Raw genomic sequence first — 20,640 nt, 5'->3', positions numbered from 1 at the left:
CCGGGGCATTTCGTTCACATCCCCGCCGCTCTCGCGCCGGGCACTTTTACTACGTTACCCGGCGGTTTCCGCCGTGTCAAACCGCTCTGTCGCGACCCGCACCACTTCAACCCAATTTCCGGGCACCACGAACGAAGCCGGATTTCGCCGGACCGATCATGGATTCAGCAGGCCGGCCGCCACGGTCTCCCGCAAGCTCGCCCGGTGCCCTGCCGGTCGTCAACCATACCCGGTCGGTTTCGCCTCGCCAAATCCGCCTCGCGGCGAATCCGGGGCACCGCCCGGTCCAGGTTCCGATGAGTGCTAACCCATCCGAGCTGGGGGTTGTTCCCGCGCTCCGGCCTCCAGGACTTTCGCCCGTTTCGTCCGTTCCGCGCTGGCAGAGAGAAAACTACGCGTCCCGCGGGAAGATCGTCAAATCGGCGGTCGGCGTCGCGCGTCACATCCGGGACCACAGCCTTCCGACCCGCGATCGAGGCGGTCGGCAGGCCGTACGCCAGTCCAGGCCGGCCATGGGGAGATGCTGTGGGCGGGGGGGGCCGGACTTGATGGTGGTCTGCACCCCGCCGCACACCCGGCTGCCGATCGCTCTGGGCTGCCTCGCCACCGGCGGCCGACCTGCTGCCGGAGCAGCCGCCGGCACTGTCCACCGCCGAACACCGTGAGCTGGCCGCCGCCGGCACTGTCCACCGCCGAACACCGTGAGGCCGCCGCCCCCCCCTGCGGCGACGGGCGGGCGTCCCAGGTCGGCTTCCAGCTCTCGGCTCGGCGGCCTCGCGAGCCGACCGACGGTCGGGGCCGGGCCGCGCGGATGTCGTCACCGGCATCGCGCCGGTCGCGGCCTGGCAGCGCCCCGACGCCTACTACGCCCGGGCACCGTTAGCCGGCCCGCCTGACGCGCGTCCACACCAGACGCGTTGGCGTCACCTGCCTGTACGCCGCGTGGACATCACCCGGAAGTAGTCGACACCTACGAGGGCTCCGCGGCCGGCACGATCCGTCCCGCGGGGCGGCCGGGCGGGGGTCACCCCGTTCCACGGGCCTGTGCGGCGGCGGTAGCGTGGCGCCACATCACGGCCCGTGGCGCGGACTCCCCGCCGGTGTGGCGCTCGCGATCGTACGGAGGAGGGTGCATGTCCCACGGCGAGGAGCCGTTCGCGGCACGCGAGGACGCGACCTCGCGGCCGAGCTTTGACCTCGCACTGCGGGGCTACGACAAACGACAGGTCGACCGGTACGTCGAACAGGTCGACGGCGAGCGGTCGGCGCTGGCCGCCGAGCGGGAGCGGGCCTCGGGCCAGCTGCGGGAGCTGACCGCGGAGCTGCACCGGCTGCACGCGGAAGTCGCCGAGCTGCGCGAGCGGCCGGCGCAGCCGGACCGGGCGTCATTCCGTGACCTGGGGCCGATGGTCGACCAGATCCTGGCCCTGGCGGAGAAGCAGGCCGGGGTGATCACCGACGCCGCCGGTCAGGAGGCTGCCGAGCTGCGGGCCGAAGCGGAGCGGGCGCTCACCGAGGCCCGGGAGCACGCCGCCACGACGCTGCGGGAGCTGGCGGAGGAGGCGGAGGCCCGGCGCGCCCAGGACGAGCAGGAACACGAGGAACGCCGCGCCAACGCCCAGGCCGAGCTGGCCCGGATCCGCGAGGCGGCGGAGCGCCTGCGGGCGGCCGGCGAGGCGGCCCACGACCACGCGCTCCAGGAGGCCAAGCGGATCGACGAGCAGAGCGCCCAGCAGCTCGAACAGTCCCGCGCCGAGGCCGAGGCGTTCCTGACCGCGGCCCGTACCCAGATCCAGCAGGAAGTGCAGGCGGCGCGCGCGAAGACCCAGCAGGAGCTGGGCCAGTGGCAGGCCAGCGTGGAGCGGGAGATCAACGAACGGCGGTCCGCCGCCGAGCAGGAGGTCACCGAGCAGCGCGCGGCGGCGGAGCGGGAGCTGGCCGGCCAGCGCACGGCGGCCGAGCAGGAGATCGCGACGCTGATCGCCGAGGCGCAGCAGTACGCGGCCACGTTCCGCCAGCGCGCCGACGAGCAGGCCGCGGCCCACCAGCAGCAGCTCGCCGCGGCGCAGCAGGGCCTCCGGGACCGGCGGGAGGCGCTGGCCCGGTTGCAGTCCGAGCTGGAGACTGCGCAGCAACAACTCGCCCAGGCACGGCAGGACAGCGCCAGCGCCGAGCGGGAGTTCACCGACCTGCAGCAGCGCCTCGCCGAGACCCGGCAGGAGCTGGCCGACGAGCTGCACCGGCTCGACGAGGTGCGCCGGGCCGCGGATTCCGCCGAGCAGCACGCCAAGGAGGTCCGTGCCCGGGTGAAGCGGGAGGCGAAGCGGGTGGCGGACCTGGCCGCGGCGGCGGTCATGGCGGCGGCCACGGGTGGCGCGGAGACCGCCGAGTACCCGCAGGTCGGCGCCCGCGCCCGCGGTGACCGGCCGGCGGCATCCGCCGTCGAGGCCGTGGGCGGCGGGGCCGGCTACGCGGCGGGCGGCGTCGAGGCCGGGGCGGGCGGGGCCGGCGGCGCGGCGGGAAACCCGGCCGGCGACGCGGGGCGGGCAGCGGCCGGCGAGGAGGGGCGGTCCCCGGGCGGCACCGTGGCGCAGCCGCCGGCGGAGTCGGTGGTCGCCCCGGGCTGACGCGGCACGACGTGCTGGAGCCCCTGGCCGGCGTCGGGCCCGGCGGGCCGGGGACGCTCCGGCACCCGCTGGTCAGGTCGCGGGCGAGCGTGTCCCCGTGGGCGCACAGCGGCTGGGCGGCGCCACCGACCAAGACTCGTTGCCCAGCGAGGTCGCCCCCAACGGTGCCCTACACTCGCTCGCGGCGGGCGGTAGCGCAGAGGTCGTCGCGTCTCCTTGGCAGGGAGGAGGACGCCGGTTCGATTCCGGCCCGTCCGCCGCCCGGGCGTCGTCCCGCCCGATCCGTGCGGGCCGTAGCGCAGCGGTCGTCGCGCCCGGTCTCCAAAACCGGGAGGACGCCGGTTCGAATCCGGCCGGTCCGCACCCCCTACACTCCCCGGCGAGCGGGTCGTAGCGCAGCGGTCGTCGCGCCCGACTGCTACTCGGGAGGACGCCGGTTCGATCCCGGCCGGCCCGCTCCCGACGGGAACGGGGACGCCGACATGGAGCGCCGACGCGAGCGGGAGCGGCAGCTGCGGCTCCTGCGGTACGCCTCGCCGCCGGGCATGGTCGCCGCCGCCACCGCCCGCCGTCGCGCCGGAGACTGGCGGGGCGCGTGCCGGGCGGCGTTGGTCGACGCGCACATCGACCTGCCGGACGTGGCCTCCCGGTACGGCGGCGGCGAGGCCGCCCGGATCGAGGGCGAGCTGCGCGGCCTCGCCCCGGACCTGCTGCGCCGCTTCCTGCCCCGCACCGACTCGCTGGCCCTCCTGCCGCGGGCCGTCGTCGTGCTGACCCGGCTGCCCGGCCCGGTCCCGACGGGCACCGAGCCGTCCGACTCGGGCGTTCCGCTGCTGGTGGCGACGCTGCCGTTCACCGACCGCGCCCCGCAGCGGATCGGGCTGCGGGTCACCGACAGCCGGCGCCTGCCGCCCCGGTGGCACGACCTGCCGGGCTGGTGCTGGGACGCGGCGGCGGTCGGCGCGCGCCGTTGGGCGTACGGCGCCTCGGCCGCCCGGCTCGCCTGGCACTCGCCCGACGGCCACCCGTACCCGTCCGGCGGCACGGGTGGGCCGGCGCTCACCGGCGACCGGGCCGCGGAGGTGGAAGCCCTCGCCGCGCTGCTGTCGGCGGGACGGCCGGTGGCGGCGTACGAGGCGGCCGGGTTCACCGTCGACCCCGACGAGGCCCGGCAGCACGCCGCCTGGTTCGCGGCCCCGCTCGCCGCCCACGCGCCGGCGCTGCCCGTACTCGCCGACGAGGCCCGCCGCCTCGCCCACCGCTACGGGGCGACGACACAGGTCAGCGTGGACCGTCGGCTCGCCGTCGAGGTCGCCGCCGACGGCCGACCGACCGTCCGCAGGGCGAGCTGGCGCGATCCCGCCGTCGGGCCGTGCGCCTTCGGGATGCCGGGGCCGACGGACGTGGCGCTGCTGCGCCGGGGCGACCTGACGCCGGACGAGCTGCACCCGCTGGTGCACGAGGCGTTGTTCCCGGGTCGGACGCAGGCGTGGCGGGCCGCGGCACCGGCGCCACCCACGCCGATCCGGATCCGGTGCGGGCCCGACTGGCACGTCGTCCGCCCCGCCGACGGGCGCCTCGTCACCCCGCACCACAGCGACGAGGAACTGCGCCGGGAGTTCCTGCTCGCCGGGCTGGGCGGCCCGCTCCTGGGCTGTGCTGCGGCGGTGCGGGCCTGGCGTACCGGGGCGAGACCGGTGCCGAAGGAGATCCGCAGGCTCCGGCAGGACGTCTTCGCCCGCGCGTTGCACGGCGACACCGACGGTCTGCTCGCCCTGCTCGCCGACGGCCTCGACCCAGGGCTGCGCGACGGCACGGGCGGCACCCTGCTGCACTGGCTGTCCCACCTGGACCACGCGAGGATGCTGCCGGCGCTCGCCGCCGCCGGTCTCGACGTCGACGAACGCGACCGGGACGGCCGCACCCCGCTGCACGCCGCCGCGGTCGCACTGGACACCGAGGTGATGGCGGCTCTGCTCGCGGCCGGCGCCGACCCGGACGCCGGGGACGCGCAGGGCCGCACCCCCGCCGGGCTGCTCGCCGCCGCGCGGAAGCTGACGCGCCGAAACTGATGCGACGGTAGTCGACGCGCGGAAGCTGACGCGACGGAAGCCGACGCGACGGTAGCCGGCGGTTTGTCGGTGGCCTTCGGTATGCTCCCGCGCGGCGAGGCCGTAGCGCAGAGGTCGACGCGCCTTGACAGCAAGCTGGAGGACGCCGGTTCGAATCCGGCCGGTCTCGCCGCCACCCCTTCGCGAAGGAGCACCGTGTCCGTCGACCGCGCCGAGTTGGCGGCCTGCCTGGCCGTCCTGGCCCGGCTCGACGACGCCGACCTCGACGAGGCGACGCGGCAGGAGTTGGAGCGGGCGGTCACGGCCGCCCATCGGGGGGTGAAGAAGCGCGCCAAGGCCCGCCGGGACGCCGCGACCCGGGCGGCGGACCGGGCGCTGCTGGCCGGCGCCACCCGCTTCCACACCGAGATCCCCGACGTCGCCCCGCCCGTCTCCGACCGGCCCGCCGACCCGGGCCGGGGCGGCGCCGGCCACGACGCGGCAGAACGCGGGTCGTTGCGTCGGGAGCGGCACTGCTATGTGTGCAAGCTGCCCTACCGCCGGGTCGACGTCGACTACCACCAGATGTGCCCGCCGTGCGCGGCGGAGAACCGCGAGCGGCGGCACGCCCGCTGCGACCTGACCGGCCGCACCGCCGTGGTGACCGGCGGCCGGGTGAAGATCGGCTTCCACACCGCGCTCAAGCTGCTCCGCGACGGCGCCGACGTGATCGTGACGACCCGGTTCCCCCGGGACGCCGCCCGCCGTTTCGCCGCCGTGCCGGACGCGGACGACTGGGCCGACCGGCTCTACGTGCACGGGCTGGACCTGCTCGACCTGGCCGGCACGCTCGACTTCGTCACGCTGGTCGGCCGGCGCTTCGCCGGGCTGGACATCCTGGTCAACAACGCGGCGCAGACGCTGTACCGGCCGGAGGCGTACCACCGGGAGGTCCGGGCGGCCGAGTCGACGGCGCTGGAGGGGCCGGCGGCGCGGATCGCGATCGGCGCCGCGCCCGCCGCCACCACGGCGCGGCGGCTGCCCGCCGGGCTGGACGCGTTCTTCCCGGCCGGGCAGGTCGACGAGACGGGCCAGCCGCTCGACCTGCGCGAGGTCAACTCGTGGGTGCTCAGCGACGCCGACGTGAGCCCGCACGAGTGGTTGCAGGTGCACGTGGTCAACGCCTTCGCGCCCTTCCTGCTCACCTCCCGGCTGCGCCCGCTGATGCAGGCGGCCGCCCATCCGCAGCGGCACGTCGTGCAGGTCTCGGCGATGGAGGGCAGCTACAGCCGCTCCGGCAAGACCACCCGGCACCCGCACACCAACATGGCCAAGGCGTCGCTGAACATGCTGGTCCGCACGGTCGCCCCCGACTACCTGACCAGCGGCATCCACATGAACAGTGTGGACACCGGCTGGGTCACCGACGAGCGGCCGCACCCCGGCAAGACCGCCCAGCGTGACCTCGGGTTCCGGCCGCCGCTCGACGTGGTCGACGGCGCCGCCCGGGTCTACGACCCGATCGTCCGGGGCGTCCGCGGCGCGCCGGTGAGCGGCCAGTTCCTCAAGGACTACCGGAGCGTGCCCTGGTGACCGATCCCACGCCGGTGCGGTGCCCGGCCATCGCCGACCCCGACACCGGGCTCGCCGACCCGGCCGACTTCGACCCGCTGCTGGTCCGCCTCTCCGTGCCGGACGCGGTGGTCGCGCCCGAGGAGTTCCCGCGCGGCACGGTGCAGCCCGACGGCCGGCTCGACCTGTGCAAGCAGGGCGTCGGCCCGGCGCAGACCGCCCGGATCGTGGCCGCCGCGGTCGACTCGCCGCTGGTGCGGCACCTGCTGCTGGGCACCAACGGCCTCGGCGCGGAGGGCGCCCGGGCGGTCGCCGAGGCGCTGCGCCCGGGGCACCACCTCGAGACGCTCTACCTGGGCTGCAACCGGATCGACCCGGCCGGGGTCGACGCGCTCGCCGCCCGGCTGGCCGGCGACCACACGGTGCGGGCGCTGTGGCTCAAGCGCAACCCGGTCGGCGACGAGGGCGTCCGGCGGCTCGCCGCCGCGCTCGCGGTGAACTCCACCATCCGCACGCTGGACCTGGTCAACGTCGGGATGAGCGTACGCGGGCTGGCCGCCCTGGCCGAGGCGCTGGCCGACCGGGAGCAGCCGGTGCAGCGGCTCTTCCTCGGCGGCAACGGCTTCGGCCCGGACGCGGTGCCGGTGCTCGGCGCGCTGGTCCACGCCGCCGGGGTCCGGGAGCTCTACCTGGCGGCGAACCACCTCGGGGACGCCGGCGCCGCCGCCCTCGCCGAACTGGCCGACGGGGTGGAGGTGACGCTCGGTCTGGGCGGCAACGGGATCACCCCGGCCGGGGTGACCGCGCTGGCCCGGCACCTGGGCGCCTGGCGGGCGCTGGACCTGGCCCGGCCGCCTTCGGAGCGGGCTCTCGGGGCGCGCGGCAACGTGGTCGGCGACGAGGGTGCGGCGGCGCTCGCCGACGCGCTGCCCGCCGCCCGGCTGCGCCGGCTGGACCTGCGGCGTACGGAGGTCGGGGGGCGGGGCGCGAAGCGGCTCGTCGAGGCCGTCGAGGGCCACCCGACGCTGGAGTACCTGGGCATCAACGGGGGCGTGCCGCGCCGACAGCGTCGCCGGGCCTCGGCCCTGCTCGCCGAGCGGCCGGTCACCGCGCCGCACGAGGACATCCGGGCGATCGCGAGCGTCTACCGGTGAACCCGCCCGTCGTCGACGAGATCCGCACCTGGCAGCGCGTCCGGCGGTACGCCGTGCCGGCCGCGATGGTCGAGGCGTGCGCCGCGGCCCGGGAGGCAGGTGACTGGCGGGCCGCCTGCGCGGCCGGACGCGTGGACGTGGCGTTCGACCTGGCCGAGGTGGCCCGGGAGCACGGCCGGGCCCGTGCCGACCGGATCGAGGCGGACCTCGGCGTGCTCGCCCCGGACCTGCTGCGCTGGCACCTGCCGCGCGTGCTCGGCGGCCGCACCAGCGTCGCCACCCACCAACGGTTCGTGCTGTCCGCCGGGGACGGGCGGTTCGACGACCGCGACGTCGCGCTGACGGTGGACACGCCGAAGACGGTCGACGGGTCGCAGCGGCTGCGGCTGACCGTCCGCCCCACACTGTGCGAGGGCTACCCCCGGCAGGACCTGCCGCCGGTGTACTGGAGCGCCGCGCACGTCGACGGGCTCGCCGGCGCGTACGGCGGCTCGCCGGGCCGGCTGCCCGGCTTGGCGGCCGACGGCACGGTCCGGCCGTTCGGGTCGTACGCGATGGTGGTCGACCCGGGCGCCCCACCGAGCCGGGCCGAGGTCTTCGACCGGCTGGTCGCCGGTGGCGAGCTGGTCGAGGCGTGGGCGGCGGCCGGGGTCGACCTCGACCCGGAGGCCCCGGAGACCTACTACCTCAACCGCGAGGTCGCGAGCGCCGCCCGCGGCTGCCTGGTCCCGCTCGGGCTGGACGCCGAGCTGGCCCGGCTGGAGGACCGCTACGGCGTCGACCGGGTCATGATCTGGTCCGGGGGGCGGCCGGTGGCCGAGGTGCACCGGCGGGGCGACGGCACGCCGGCCGCCGCGTTCGTCGGGTACGAGCGGGAGCACTTCACCCGTCCCCGCTTCGCCGGCGTGGTCCACGAGCGACCCGCCGACCTGGACCTGCTGCGGCACGGCCTGCTCCGCCCCGCCGAGCTGCACCCCCTCGTGCGCCGGGCTCTGTTCCCGTCGGCACCGGCCACGCCGGACGGCGCCTCGTCACCGGGAGACAGCCCACCGGTGCCGGCGGTACTCCTGCGCGCGGCGCGGGGCGGGACGGCACGGCCGGGGACGGCCACCTCGGAGACCGCGCAGGGCGAGACGGCGCACGCCGAACAGCCGGAGACAACGGTGGACCGGCTCGACGCGGGCGTGGACATCACGACGCGGGCCGGAACGGCGCGGCCGGGGGTGGCCGGTCTGCGGGTGGAGGTGCCGGTGCGGTGCGGGGGCGGGTGGCACCTCCTCGTCCACGGCGACGGCCGGCTCGACCCGGTGTCGCACACCGCCGAGGAGGTCGCCGGGGAGGAGCTGCTGCGCGCCCTCGGCGGGCAGTCGGCGGGCTGCTTCGCCGCCGTGCAGGCGTGGCGCGGCGGGACCGGCCGGCTGCCCCGGCCCCTGCGCGAGCTGCGGCGCGACGTGCTGCTGCGGATCCAGCACGGCGGCGCGGCGACGTTGGCCGCGCTGCTGGACGCGGGGCTCGACCCGAGGATGGGCGACGGCCGGGGCGGCACTCTGCTGCACCACCTGCGCGCGGTGGAGGACGTCTCGCTGGTCCGGCGGCTGCTCGACGCCGGCGTGCCGATCGGGGCCGGGGACCGTCGGGGCCGTACGGCGCTGCACGTGGCCGTCGGCGACGGCGGCAGCCCGGAGCTGGTCCGCGCGCTGCTGGCCGCCGGCGCCGACCCGGACGCCCCCGACGAGGACGACTACAGCCCCCGCGACCTGGCGGAGGGGAAGGCGAGCATGTACGACGACGAGGGCGAGGACGTGCAGCCGGTGTTCCGGATCCGGGACGTGCTGGCGGAATGGGTCGACGGATGACGGCGGCCGTGCCGGCGCTGGCCGCCGCCGACGACCTCGTCGCCGCCACCCGCGCGTGGCGGACGGAGCCGGCCGCCGACCCGAAGGTCGAGGCGCTGGCCCTGGCGGTGTCGGCGAACCTGCCGGTGCTGCTGTGGGGCGAGCCGGGCATCGGCAAGTCAGCTACCCTCCAGCAGCTCGCCGACGGGTTGGGCCTGCCGCTGGAGACGGTCATCGCCAGCGTGCACGAGCCGTCGGACTTCGCCGGGTTGCCGATCGTCGGGGACTCCCCGGCCACCGACGGGGTGCCGATGGCTCCGCCGGACTGGGCGGTCCGGCTGGCGCGTACCGGATCGGGCTTGCTCTTCTTCGACGAGCTCTCCTCCGCGCCGCCGGCGGTGCAGGCGGCGCTGTTGCGGGTGGTGCTGGAGCGTCGGGTCGGCAGCCTCGCGCTGCCGGCGTCGGTGCGGATCGTGGCGGCCGCGAACCCGCCGACCAGCGCGGCGGACGGCTGGCACCTCGCCCCGCCGCTGGCGAACCGGTTCGTGCACCTGCACTGGACGCACGACGCGCGCACGGTCGCGCGGGGGCTGGCCGGCACGTGGCCGGCGGTGACCGTGCCGGAGGTCCGGCCCGGGCGCACCGCTACGGCGCTGGCCAGGGCGCGCGGCGCGATCGCGGGTTTCCTCACCGCCCGGCCGGGGCTGACCCACCACCTGCCCGCCGACGCCGAGGCCCGCGGCGGCGCGTGGCCGTCGCCGCGCACCTGGGAGATGGTGCTGCGGCTGCTCACCGTCCATCACGCGGCGGGGACCGGGGCGGAGGCGCTGGCGCTGGCGGTGATCGGCGCCGTGGGCGACGGCGCGGGGTTGGAGTTCGTCACCTACCTGGAGAACCTGGACCTGCCCGACCCGGAGCGGGTGCTCGCCGACCCGGCGGCGTTCCGGCTGCCGGAGCGGGGCGACCGGCAGTTGGCGTTCCTCACCGCTGTGATCTCCGCGGTGCAGGCGAAGGTCGACCGGTCCCGCTGGGAGGCCGGCTGGGTGGTGCTGGGCAAGGCGGTCGAGGCGGGCGTGCCGGACGTCGCGGCGCGCGCCGCGATGGACCTGGCGGCGCTGCGCGACACCTCGTGGCCGGTGCCGCCGGCCATCCACGCCTTCGCGGACGTGCTGCGGTTGTCGGGACGCCTGGCCGGATGAGTGCCGGCGGCGGCCGGCTGGACCGCACGAAGCTGCTCGCCGCCCGGTTCCGGGCGGCGCAGGACCGTCCCTACCTGGCCACCGCGCTCTACAGCGTCACGGTGGTGGAGTCGCCGGACGTGCCGACCATGGGCGTCGACCGGCACTGGCGCTGCTACGTCTCGCCGGGGTTCGTCGACCGGCTGCCCGTGGCCCAGATAGCGGCGGTGTGGATCCACGAGGTGGCCCACCTGCTCCGCGACCACCACGGCCGGGCCGACCGGCTCCCCGTCGGGCAGCGGCGCGACCACCACCGGGTCAACGTCGCGCAGGACTGCGAGATCAACGACGACCTGGTGGCCGACCGGCTGCCGCTGCCGCCGGACCGGATCGAGCCGAAGACCTTCGGGCTGCCGGCGGGCCTGCTGTTCGAGGCGTACCTGCCGCTGCTGCCGCCGCAGGTGTGCGCGGCCGGGCCGCACGACTGCGGATCGGGGGCGCACGGCGTCGACCGGCCGTGGGAGCGCGACGGCGCGGGCGGCGTCAGCACGGTGGAGGCGGGGGCGATCCGCCGGGAGACGGCCCACGCGGTCCGCGCGCACGTCCGCTCCCGGGGCACCGTCCCGGCCGGGTGGGAACGCTGGGCCGCCCAGCTGCTCGAACCCCGGGTGGACTGGCGGCGGGCGCTCACCGGCGCGGTACGCGAGGCGGCCGCCTGGGCCGGCGGCGCGGTCGACTACACCTACCACCGGCCCTCCCGACGTGCCGCGGCGACCCGCGGGGTGGTGCTGCCCAGCCTGCGCCGACCGGTGCCCCGGGTGGCGGTCGTGGTGGACACGTCGGGGTCGATGGGCGAGTCGCAGCTCGCCGCGGCGCTCGCCGAGGTCGCCGGGGTGCTCCGGGCGGTCGGCGTCGGCGGCAACCGGGTCACCGTGCTCTCCTGCGACGCGGCCGTGCACGTCGTACGGCGGGTGCACACCGTCGGCGAGGTGCGGCTGGCCGGGGGCGGCGGCACCGACATGCGGGTCGGGATCGAGGCCGCGCTGCGCGACCGACCGCACATCGTGGTGGTGCTGACCGACGGGTTGACGCCGTGGCCGGCGGCGCCGCTCGAGGCCACCCGGGTCGTCGCGGGGCTGATCGGGGCGGGCGCGCCGCTGCCGCCGTCCTGGATCACCAGCGTCACGATCGACGACTGACCCGGCCCGGTCCCGCGCGCCGGCACGGCCGCAAGCCGAGCTGGTCCAACCAGTTGACGGGTTGATGTGCGCTGCGCCACACTCCTCGGCATGGACTTCGCCCCCGTCCCCCGCTCCTCCGTCTCCGACCACGTCTTCGGCCAGATCCGCGACGCGATCGTCAGCGGCTCCTACCGCCCCGACGACGCCCTGCCCGGGGAGCGGGAGCTGGCCGCCACCTTCGGGGTCAACCGGCACGCCGTCCGCGAGGCGCTGCGCCGGTTGCAGCAGCTCGGGCTGGTCCGGGTCAGCCAGGGCGGCGCGACCCGGGTGCTGGACTGGCGGGTGCACGCCGGGCTCGACCTCGCGCTCTCGCTCACCCGCTTCCACGACACCCTCCCGGTCGACACCCTCGTCCGGGACATGCTGGAGATGCGGGCCTGCGTCGGGGTCGACGCGGCCCGGCTCTGCGCCGAGCGCGGCGACCCGGCGGCCCGGGCCGCGATCCCGCGGGCCGTCGAGGAGTACGCGGGGCTCGCGCCGGACCTGGCCGGGATGGGCGAGGCGACCATCGTGCTCTGGCGGCACATCGTCGCCGGCTCCGGCAACACCGCCTACCTGCTGGCCTTCAACAGCCTGGTGGCCGGCGCGCTCGCCGTCGGCGAGGTGCCACCGGAGCGGCGCGCCGCGGAACTGCTCGACGTCGCAGGCCACCGCCGGCTCGCCGACGCCATCGTCACCGGCCGGGCCTCCGACGCCGCCCGCGAGGCACGCGCCCTGCTCACCGCCCCCCTCACCACCCCCGCCGCACCGTCGAGAAGGGAAGCCCGGGCATGATCCCCGCCGTGCTCTACGCCGTACCGGCGTTCCTGCTCCTCATCGCCGTCGAGGCACTCTCCTACCGCTTCGCGCCCGACGACGACGAGCGCGGGTACGAACTGCGCGACACCGCCACCAGCCTGACCATGGGCGCCGGCAGCCAGGTCATCGGCGTGCCGTGGAAGCTGCTGACGATCGGCCTCTACGCCGCCGCGTACACGGTCGCGCCGATCCAGCTCTCCCCCACCAGCGTCTGGACCTGGGTCCTGCTGTTCTTCGCCGACGACCTGGCCTACTACTGGTTCCACCGGTCCCACCACGAGGTGCGGCTGCTCTGGGCCGGGCACGTGGTGCACCACTCCAGCGTCTTCTTCAACCTCTCGACCGCGCTGCGGCAGAGCTGGACGCCGATAACGTCGATCCCGTTCTGGCTCGGGCTGGCGCTGCTCGGCATCCCGCCGTGGATGATCTTCCTCCAGCAGTCGGTCAGCCTGCTGTACCAGTTCTTCCTGCACACCGAGCGGATCACCGTGCTGCCCCGCCCCGTCGAGTGGGTCTTCAACACGCCGTCGCACCACCGGGTCCACCACGGCGCCAACGCCGAGTACCTGGACCGCAACTACGGCGGCATCCTGATCGTCTGGGACCGGCTGTTCGGCACCTTCGAGCCGGAGCGCGCCGCCGTCCGGTACGGCCTGACGAAGAACATCGGCACGTACAACCCGCTGCGGGTGGCGACCCACGAGTACCGGGCCATCTGGGCAGATGCGCGGGCCGCCTCGTCCTGGCGGCACCGGCTCGGCTACGTGCTCGGCCGGCCCGGCTGGCAGCCCGTCCCGCACACGCAGCCGGTCGCCGTCCGATGAGGCGGCTCTGGCCGTTCGGCGTGGTGGCCGCCGTCGAACTGATCGGCGTCGCGGCCGACGTGACCGCCCTACAGTGGCTGGCCAAGCCCCTGCTCGCGCCGGTGCTGCTGGCGTACCTGCTGCGGGCGCGCCGGCGCGTCGACGGGGTCACCGTCGGGCTGGTCTTCGCCACCGCCGGGGACGTCGCGCTGCTGCTCTCCGGCCGTACCGCGTTCCTCGTCGGCATGGGGTGCTTCCTCGGCGCCCAGGTCGGCTTCCTGACTGCCTTCCTGCGGCACCGGCGGCCGCCCGTCGCGGCGGTCGTCGGCTACCTCGTCTGCTGGGCGGCGGCCAACGTCGCGCTGTGGAACGCCCTCGGCCCGCTGCGGCTGCCGGTCCTCGGCTACAGCCTCGCGCTCAGCCTGATGGCCGCCGCCGCGACCGGCGTCTCCCGTCGGGTGGCCGTGGGCGGGGCGTTGTTCCTCGTCTCCGACCTGCTGATCGGGCTGGACGCCGCGGGCACCACGCTGCCCGGCCACAGCCTGGCCGTGATGACCACCTACATCGCGGCCCTGCTGCTCATCACCGCCGGATGGGCCGAGGCGACCGGCCGCACGCGCGGCGCCGGCGACCGCGCACCGGCGGTCACCGCCCCGGCCGTGCCGCCCTCCCGACGGCCGGTTGTCCGGGGGTGAGCCGCACCCGGCGCAGCAGTTGCGCGTTGACCGCCACCACGACGGTGGAGGCGGACATCAGCACCGCCGCGACGGCCGGGCTGAGCGCGACCCCGGCCCAGGCCAGGACGCCGGCGGCCAGCGGGATCGCCACCACGTTGTAGCCGGCGGCCCAGGCCAGGTTCTGGATCATCTTCCGGTACGACGCGCGGGACAGCCGGAGCACGCCGATGACGCCGCGCGGGTCGGAGGAGGCCAGGATGACCCCCGCGGACTCGATGGCGACGTCGGTGCCGGCGCCGATGGCCAGGCCGACGTCGGCGCGGGCCAGGGCCGGGGCGTCGTTGACCCCGTCGCCGACCATCGCGACGGTCAGCCCGCGGGCCTGCAGGTCGGCGACGGCCCGGTCCTTGTCGGCGGGTAGCACCTCGGCGAAGACCTCGTCGACGCCCGGCCGGAAGCCCAGGTCAGCGGCGACCGCCTCGGCGACCGGCCGGGCGTCGCCGGTGATCATCGCGATCGTCCGTACGCCGTGCTCGCGTAGTTCGGCGATGGCCGCGCGGGCCTCCGGGCGGACCTCGTCCTCCAGGGCGAAGGCGCCCACCGCCTCGGGTCGCCCGTCGGCGGGCAGCCGGACGAGGTGCAGCACCGCCGCACCGCGTGACGACCAGCCCCGGGTCACGGTGGCGAGGTCGTCCGGCACGGCCGCCCCGACCTCGCGCACCAGGGCGGGGCCGCCGACCGCCCAGGTGGTGCCGTCGACGACGGCCCGGACCCCCCGGCCGGGCAGGGACCGGAAGTCCCGGGCGGTCGCCCGCAGCCCCCGGTCCTGCGCGACCTTGACCAGAGCCTTGGCCAGGGGGTGTTCGCTGTCAGCCTCGACCGCGCCGGCGATCCGCAGCACCTCGTCCTCGGTGGTGCCGCTGGCGGCGGCCGTGGCGGTGACGGTGTGGGCGCCCTTGGTCAGGGTGCCGGTCTTGTCGAACAGCACCGCGTCGACGGTGCGCATCCGCTCCAACGCGAGGCGGTCCTTGACCAGGATGCCGGCCTTGGCCGACACCGCGGTGGACAACGCGATCACCAGCGGAATGGCCAGCCCGAGGGCGTGCGGGCAGGCGATCACCAACACCGTCACCGACCGGACCACGGACTGGACCGGGTCGTCCAGCGCCCACCAGGCGGCGAAGGTGACCAACGCGGCGGCGGTCGCGACGTAGAAGAGCATCGCGGCGAACCGGTCAGCCAGGACCTGCGCCCGGCCACTGGACGCCTGAGCCTGGGCGACGAGCCGGCCGATGCCGGCCAGCGCCGTGTCCTCGCCGACCGCGTCGACCCGGACCCGCAACGCGGAGTCGGTGGCCACCGTGCCGGCCACCACCCGGTCCCCCACGCCGCGCGGCACCGGCCGCGACTCCCCCGTGATCATCGACTCGTCCAACTCGGCGGAGCCGTCGACGATCGAGCCGTCGGCCGGCACCCGGCCACCGGAACGGACCAGCACCACGTCACCCACCCGCAGCTCGGCCAGCGGCACGCGGTGCGGGGTGCCGCCGTCGAGCCGTTCGGCGTCGTCGGGCAGCAACGCCGCCAGCGCGGCGAGGGCGCCCTGCGCCTGGCCGATCGCCTTCATCTCCTGCCAGTGCCCCAACAACATGATCGTCACCAGCGCCGCCAGCTCCCACCAGAAGTCCAGGTCGAACGCGCCGAGGCTGGTCGCCAGCGACGCGGCGTACGCGACCGTGATCGCCATCGAGACCAGCAGCATCATCCCCGGGGCGCGGTCGCGGACCTCCCGTACGGCGCCCACCAGGAACGGCCAGCCGCCGTAGAGGAAGACCACCGAGCCGAGGACCGGGCCCACCCAGCTCCTGCCGGGGAAGTCCAGGGCGTAGCCGAACCAGTCCAGCACCATGTGACTGGTCAGCACGATCGGCACGGTGAGGGCGAGGCACAGCCAGAACTTGCGGCGGAACTGCTCCGGGTCGTGACCGGCGTGCTTGTCGTGCCCGCCGTGCCCCGCCTGCTCGCCGGATCCGCCGTGCCGGCCGGGCCCGCCGTGGTCGTCGGGCCCGCCGTGCGCGGCTCGGTCGTGGCCCTGGCCGTGGCCGCCCGGCGAACGGGCCGCGTCACGGTGCGGGCGGAACGCCCGTGCGAACAACCCGAACCCCCGTTCCCGCGGCCACACCGGGCCCGGGCCCACCGGCCGCCGCCACCGCGTTCGGCGCCGGGGCGGGCGGCCCGCGTGCGACCGGACGCACGAACCACTGTAGGAGAACCAGGGTTCACCCGGCCGGGGATCACCGCGATCGGCGGGAGGCCGGGCCGCGCGCCGCCCGGCGGACGGGTTCAGCGCCGGCTCACCGCCACGCGGTCTCCTCCGCCACCTGTACGCGGTCGAGCAGCGGCCGCCACCAGCTCTCGTGCTCCCGGTACCAGGCGATCGTCGCCTTCAGCCCGTCGCCGAACCCGATCCTCGGCTCCCAGGCCAGTTCACGGCGCAGCTTGCCGGAGTCGAGCAGGTAGCGCCGGTCGTGCGAGGGCCGGTCGGGCACCCGTCGCTTCAGCTCCGCGCCGAGACCCAACTCCCCCAGCACGGCGTCGGCGAGCGTCTCGACGTCGACCTCGACGCCGCTGCCCACGTTGTACGTCTCCCCCAGCCGGCCGTGCAGCAGCACCGCCTCGACCGCGCGGCAGTGGTCGGCCACGTGCAGCCACTCCCGGCGGTTGCGGCTGGAGGCGTAGACCGGCAGCGGCATGCCCCGCAACGCGTGCGTGACGAACAGGGGGATCACCTTCTCCGGGAACTGGTACGGGCCGTAGTTGTTGGAGCAGGTGGTGATCGTGAAGGGGATCCCGTAGGTGTGCCCGAAGGCCCGCACGGCGTGGTCGCCCCCGGCCTTCGCCGCGTTGTACGGGGTACGCGGCAGGTAGGGCGAGTCCTCCGTGAAGGCGCCGGGGTCGTCCAGCGCCATGTCCCCGTACACCTCGCAGGTGGAGATCTGGTGGAAGCGGATGCCGTCGCGGCCGATCCGCCGGACGGCCTCCATCAGGGCGACCGGGCCGAGCACGTTCGTCTCGAAGAAGGCCGTCGGGCCCAGCACCGCGCGGGAGTTGTGCGACTCGGCGGCGAAGTTGACCACGACGTCGACCCCGTGCTCGCGCAGCGCCCGCGCCACGGCCGGCTCGTCCCGGATGTCGCCCTGGACGAAGGTGACCGCGTCACCGAGGTCCGCGAGGTTGGCCAGCGTGCCGGAGTACGTCAGCAGGTCGAAGGCGACCACCCGGTCGCGCGGGTGGGCGCGGTGCCAGTGGCGGACGAAGTTGGAGCCGATGAAGCCCGCCGCGCCCGTCACGAGAATCGTGCTCATTGATCTCTCCTACCTTCGCCCGGCGGGCCTCCGAGGTGGCACCGGAGGGTCCGTCGGCGACGTCCGGCCAGTCCATGCGACGCGACCCGCCGTCGGCGGGCCCGCGTGGGTGGTTCACCCGGACGAGTGTGCCCGGCCGCCCGGTGGAACGGACGGCCGGCCGTTGCGCCGTATGCCAGCAGCGTCGCCGCGGAGGGTGGCCGTCGCAGGCGTGCCCGGTGCCCCGAAGCGGCCCGGGCCCGGTGGCGGGCCGCCGGCGCGCAGCGTCAGCGAGGGGCCCTTCCGCTGTCGGAGGCGTGCGGAAGGGCCCCTCGCTGACGTATGGAGGCCGGTGCGGCGGAAAGCCCGACTCAGCAGTCGGCGAGCTGCCCCCGCAGCTTGCCGAGGGCGCGGGCGAGCAGCCGGGAGACGTGCATCTGTGAGACGCCGACCCGGGCGGCGATCTCGCTCTGGGTGAGGTTGCCGTAGAAGCGCAGGGTGAGGATCTTCTGCTCCCGCTCGTCGAGGGTGGCGAGCGCCGGGCCGAGGGCCACCCGCAGCTCCGCCAGCTCGAACTCGCCGTCCTCGGCGCCCAGCGTGTCGGCCAGTTCGGTGGCGCTGTCGCCGTCACCGATGGGGGTGGACAGGGAGACGGCGTTGTAGGCCCGGGCGCCCTCGAGGCCCTCCAGGACCTCTTCCTCGGTGATGTCGAGGTGGGCGGCGATGTCGGCGACCGTCGGGGCCCGGTTGAGCGTCTGCGTGAGGGTGCCGTTGGCCTCGGAGATGCGCAGCCGCAGCTCCTGCAGCCGTCGGGGGACGCGGATGTTCCAGGTGCGGTCGCGGAAGTGGCGCTTGATCTCGCCGAGGATCGTCGGGATGGCGAAGCCGGCGAAGTCGACGCCCCGGGAGGCGTCGAACCGGTCCACCGCCTTGATCAGCCCGAGGGCGGCGGTCTGGGCCAGGTCGCCGGTGGGCTCGCCGCGCCCGCTGTAGCGGTAGGCGAGGTGGTGGGCCAGCGGCAGCCACGCCTCGATCGCCCGCTCCCGCAGCGCCGGCCGGTCGGGGTGCCCCTCGGGCAGGGCGGCGAGGGCGGCGATCAGCTCGCTCGCGCGGGACTCGTCCCCGGCCGCCGTGGTGCTGGCGTCGGTGGTGGTCGTCGGCGCGGTGGTCGTGGTGATCATGTTGGCCTTCCTGTCCCGCACGGCGCGGCGGCACCCGGGGCGTCGACCGCAGTGCAGCCCACCCTAGACCAAAGGCTGTAGCCACATCAACCGAACGGCTGATGCATGAAAGCCTCAATAGGGAGAAAAGGGAGGTAGGCGTCTCGCCGCCGTCGTCCGCCCCCGCCACCGTGGCGCACCGCCGGCGGCGGCGGCGGACCGCGCGCGCCTGCCACCGGCCGCCGCTGATCATCTTGTCGGGCACACCTGTTACGGTCTCGCCGCCGCTGCACCAGTCGACCGGAGGTAGGCGTGATCAGTTCGCACGTGTCGTCGTTCGCCGGGTTGCCGGTGCTGCCGTTCACACCGGGAATGCCCCTCCCCGACGACCCGTCGGCGGTCGCCTGGCGGCTGGAGGTCGAGGACTTCGACGCGGAGCCCGAGGAGTTCGCCGGCCTCGTGCAGGCGCTGCGCGAGCAGGTGCCGGCCGACGCGGTGCGCGCCCTGGTGATCGGCGAGTGGGGCGAGGCGTACGAGCGGCCGCTGCCGGTGGAGGCGTTGGTGGCGGCGGCCGGCGAGTGGACCGCGCTGCGGGCGGTCTTCCTCGCCGACCTGACCTACGAGCAGTGCGAGATCTCCTGGCTCAGGCACGGCGACATCACCCCGCTGCTCGCGGCGTACCCGTCGCTGGAGGTGCTGTGGGTGCGCGGCGCGCAGGACCTGCGGCTGGAGCCGGTCCGGCACGACGCGCTGCGCGAACTGCGGTTCGAGTCCGGCGGGCTGCCGGCCGGGGTGGTGCGGGCCGTCGGCGCCTGCGAGCTGCCGGCCCTGCACCGGTTGGACCTGTGGCTCGGCCGGTCCGACTACGGCGGCGACGCGACCGTCGACGACCTGGCCGGCGTGCTGGCCGGCGCCGGCCTGCCCGCGCTGCGGCACCTGGCACCGTGCAACGCCGAGATCGCCGACGTGGTGGCGGCGGCCGTCGCCGCGGCGCCGGTCGTCCCGCGGCTGGAGGTCCTCGACCTGTCGATGGGCACGCTCACCGACAAGGGCGCGAAGGCGCTGCTGGCCGGCCAGCCGCTGACCCACCTGACGCGGCTCGACCTGCACCACCACTACCTCTCCGAGGAGATGGCCGCGGCGGTGGTCGCCGCGCTGCCGGGCGTGCGCGTCGACGTGTCGGACCCGCAGACCGCCGACGAGTACGACGGCACCCGCTACCGCTACACCGCCGTCGGGGAGTGACCGGCCGTGGCCTTCGGTTCCCACGCGCGGACCTTCGCCGGTCGACCGGTCGTCGACGTCCCGGTCGACGGGCCGCTGCCCACGGTGGACGGTCCGGTCTCGTGGCGGTTCTCCCTGTGGCACTTCGACGAGACCGCCGACTACAAGCTCTCGGACGAGTTCCGGGTGGCGTTCGACCGGTTCGTCGCGCAGGCCGGGCCGTCCGTGGAGTCCCTGGTCGTCGGCGCGTGGGGGTACGCGGCGTTCAACCCCGCCCCGATCGCGCAGCTCTGCGCGGCGGCGCCCCGGCTGCCCGCCCTGCGGGCCCTCTTCCTCGGTGACATGACCAGCGAGGAGTGCGAGGTCTCCTGGATGAGGGTGGGCGACGTCAGCCCGCTGCTCACGGCGTACCCGGAGCTGGAGGTGCTGCGCGTCCGCGGCGGCGAGGACCTCGCGTTCTCGCCCGCGCGGCACGCGCGGCTGCGGGAGCTGGCGGTGGAGACCGGCGGGCTGTCGCGGGCGTTCGTCGGCGCGGTGCTCGACTCCGACCTGCCCGCCCTGACCGACCTGGAGCTGTGGCTCGGCACCTCCGACTACGGCGGCGACGCACAGGTGTCCGACCTGGCCCCGCTGCTGGCCGGGGAGCGGTTCGGCGCGCTGCGCCGGCTCGGGCTGCGCAACGCGGAGATCGCCGACGACCTCGCCGAGGCCCTGGCGAGGGCGGCGGTGGTGCCGCGCCTGGAACGGCTGGACCTGTCGCTAGGCACGCTCGGCGACCGGGGCGCGGCGGGGCTGTTGGCCGGGCAGCCGCTGAGCCACCTGGCGGAGCTGGACCTGCACCACCACTACCTCTCGGAGGAGATGGCCGCCTCGGTGGTCGCCGCGCTGCCGGGTGTCCGGGTCGACGTGTCCGACCCGCAGGAGGCCGACGAGTACGACGGCGAGAGCTACCGCTACACGGCGGTGTCGGAGTGAC

The 20,640-nt window shown here is 75.8% G+C and carries 15 protein-coding genes and 4 tRNA genes; 16 read left to right on the top strand and 3 right to left on the bottom strand.

The genetic code is table 11. The annotated features are described in order from the left end of the window. The first annotated feature begins 1,133 nt into the window (after nt 1–1,133). From ACGF5G_RS34460 to ACGF5G_RS34395, 14 genes are all read left to right on the top strand, one after another. Nucleotides 1,134–2,627 carry a hypothetical protein gene (locus ACGF5G_RS34460; protein ID WP_393270904.1) on the top strand — a complete coding sequence of 498 codons (1,494 nt, stop codon included), beginning with the start codon at nt 1,134–1,136 and terminating at the stop codon, nt 2,625–2,627. A 185-nt stretch (nt 2,628–2,812) separates the two neighbouring features. Further along, nucleotides 2,813–2,885 (top strand) — tRNA-Ala (locus ACGF5G_RS34455). Nucleotides 2,886–2,913: 28 nt separating this feature from the next. Continuing rightward, nucleotides 2,914–2,990 (top strand) — tRNA-Trp (locus ACGF5G_RS34450). Between the two features lie 20 nt (nt 2,991–3,010). Then, nucleotides 3,011–3,085 (top strand) — tRNA-Ser (locus ACGF5G_RS34445). 24 nt (nt 3,086–3,109) lie between these two features. Further along, entirely contained in the window at nt 3,110–4,699 is a 1,590-nt protein-coding gene (locus ACGF5G_RS34440; protein ID WP_393270902.1) for an ankyrin repeat domain-containing protein, read from the top strand. 96 nt (nt 4,700–4,795) lie between these two features. Continuing rightward, nucleotides 4,796–4,868 (top strand) — tRNA-OTHER (locus ACGF5G_RS34435). A gap of 26 nt (nt 4,869–4,894) precedes the next feature. Continuing rightward, complete coding sequence (locus ACGF5G_RS34430; protein ID WP_393270899.1) at nt 4,895–6,271, top strand: SDR family NAD(P)-dependent oxidoreductase; 1,377 nt, start codon at nt 4,895–4,897, stop codon at nt 6,269–6,271. Then, nucleotides 6,268–7,404: a gala protein gene (locus ACGF5G_RS34425; protein ID WP_393270897.1), complete on the top strand. Its 1,137-nt coding sequence runs from the start codon at nt 6,268–6,270 to the stop codon at nt 7,402–7,404. Before ACGF5G_RS34430 ends, ACGF5G_RS34425 begins: the two co-directional genes overlap by 4 nt. Then, nucleotides 7,401–9,260 (top strand): ankyrin repeat domain-containing protein, encoded by a 1,860-nt coding sequence (locus ACGF5G_RS34420; protein WP_393270894.1) that lies wholly within the window; start codon nt 7,401–7,403, stop codon nt 9,258–9,260. The genes ACGF5G_RS34425 and ACGF5G_RS34420 overlap by 4 nt, the downstream gene beginning before the upstream one ends. Next, complete coding sequence (locus ACGF5G_RS34415; protein ID WP_393270891.1) at nt 9,257–10,438, top strand: AAA family ATPase; 1,182 nt, start codon at nt 9,257–9,259, stop codon at nt 10,436–10,438. Before ACGF5G_RS34420 ends, ACGF5G_RS34415 begins: the two co-directional genes overlap by 4 nt. Further along, the gene (locus tag ACGF5G_RS34410) at nt 10,435–11,616 is read left to right on the top strand and encodes a VWA-like domain-containing protein (RefSeq protein ID WP_393270890.1); all 1,182 of its coding nucleotides are present in this window, start codon (nt 10,435–10,437) and stop codon (nt 11,614–11,616) included. Before ACGF5G_RS34415 ends, ACGF5G_RS34410 begins: the two co-directional genes overlap by 4 nt. A 90-nt stretch (nt 11,617–11,706) precedes the next feature. Then, nucleotides 11,707–12,432: a FadR/GntR family transcriptional regulator gene (locus tag ACGF5G_RS34405; RefSeq protein WP_393270888.1), complete on the top strand. Its 726-nt coding sequence runs from the start codon at nt 11,707–11,709 to the stop codon at nt 12,430–12,432. Continuing rightward, nucleotides 12,429–13,280 carry a sterol desaturase family protein gene (locus ACGF5G_RS34400; protein WP_393270886.1) on the top strand — a complete coding sequence of 284 codons (852 nt, stop codon included), beginning with the start codon at nt 12,429–12,431 and terminating at the stop codon, nt 13,278–13,280. The genes ACGF5G_RS34405 and ACGF5G_RS34400 overlap by 4 nt, the downstream gene beginning before the upstream one ends. Continuing rightward, the gene (locus ACGF5G_RS34395) at nt 13,277–13,954 is read left to right on the top strand and encodes a lysoplasmalogenase (RefSeq protein ID WP_393270883.1); all 678 of its coding nucleotides are present in this window, start codon (nt 13,277–13,279) and stop codon (nt 13,952–13,954) included. Before ACGF5G_RS34400 ends, ACGF5G_RS34395 begins: the two co-directional genes overlap by 4 nt. Here the strand turns inward: ACGF5G_RS34395 and ACGF5G_RS34390 are convergent. From ACGF5G_RS34390 to ACGF5G_RS34380, 3 genes are all read right to left on the bottom strand, one after another. Then, nucleotides 13,905–16,091, bottom strand: coding sequence for a heavy metal translocating P-type ATPase (locus tag ACGF5G_RS34390; protein WP_393270881.1), 2,187 nt, complete (start codon nt 16,089–16,091; stop codon nt 13,905–13,907). The two genes, ACGF5G_RS34395 and ACGF5G_RS34390, sit on opposite strands and share 50 nt — an antisense overlap. Nucleotides 16,092–16,290: 199 nt before the next feature. Beyond that, a complete protein-coding gene (rfbB, locus tag ACGF5G_RS34385; RefSeq protein WP_393270879.1) occupies nt 16,291–17,301 on the bottom strand; it encodes a dTDP-glucose 4,6-dehydratase in 1,011 nt (336 codons plus the stop codon). Nucleotides 17,302–17,651: 350 nt separating this feature from the next. Then, a complete protein-coding gene (locus ACGF5G_RS34380) occupies nt 17,652–18,461 on the bottom strand; it encodes a SigB/SigF/SigG family RNA polymerase sigma factor (RefSeq protein ID WP_393270876.1) in 810 nt (269 codons plus the stop codon). A gap of 291 nt (nt 18,462–18,752) precedes the next feature. Here ACGF5G_RS34380 and ACGF5G_RS34375 point away from each other — a divergent pair, with 291 nt between their 5' ends. Continuing rightward, entirely contained in the window at nt 18,753–19,685 is a 933-nt protein-coding gene (locus ACGF5G_RS34375) for an STM4015 family protein (RefSeq protein WP_393270873.1), read from the top strand. Nucleotides 19,686–19,691: 6 nt separating this feature from the next. Next, nucleotides 19,692–20,639, top strand: coding sequence for an STM4015 family protein (locus tag ACGF5G_RS34370; RefSeq protein WP_393270870.1), 948 nt, complete (start codon nt 19,692–19,694; stop codon nt 20,637–20,639). The last annotated feature ends 1 nt before the right edge of the window (nt 20,640 follow it).

The sequence above is a fragment of the Micromonospora sp. NPDC047730 genome (assembly GCF_043204765.1).
Classification (GTDB): domain Bacteria; phylum Actinomycetota; class Actinomycetes; order Mycobacteriales; family Micromonosporaceae; genus Micromonospora.
Note: the sequence above shows the minus strand (reverse complement) of the source record. Positions and strands in the feature narration are given on the sequence as shown.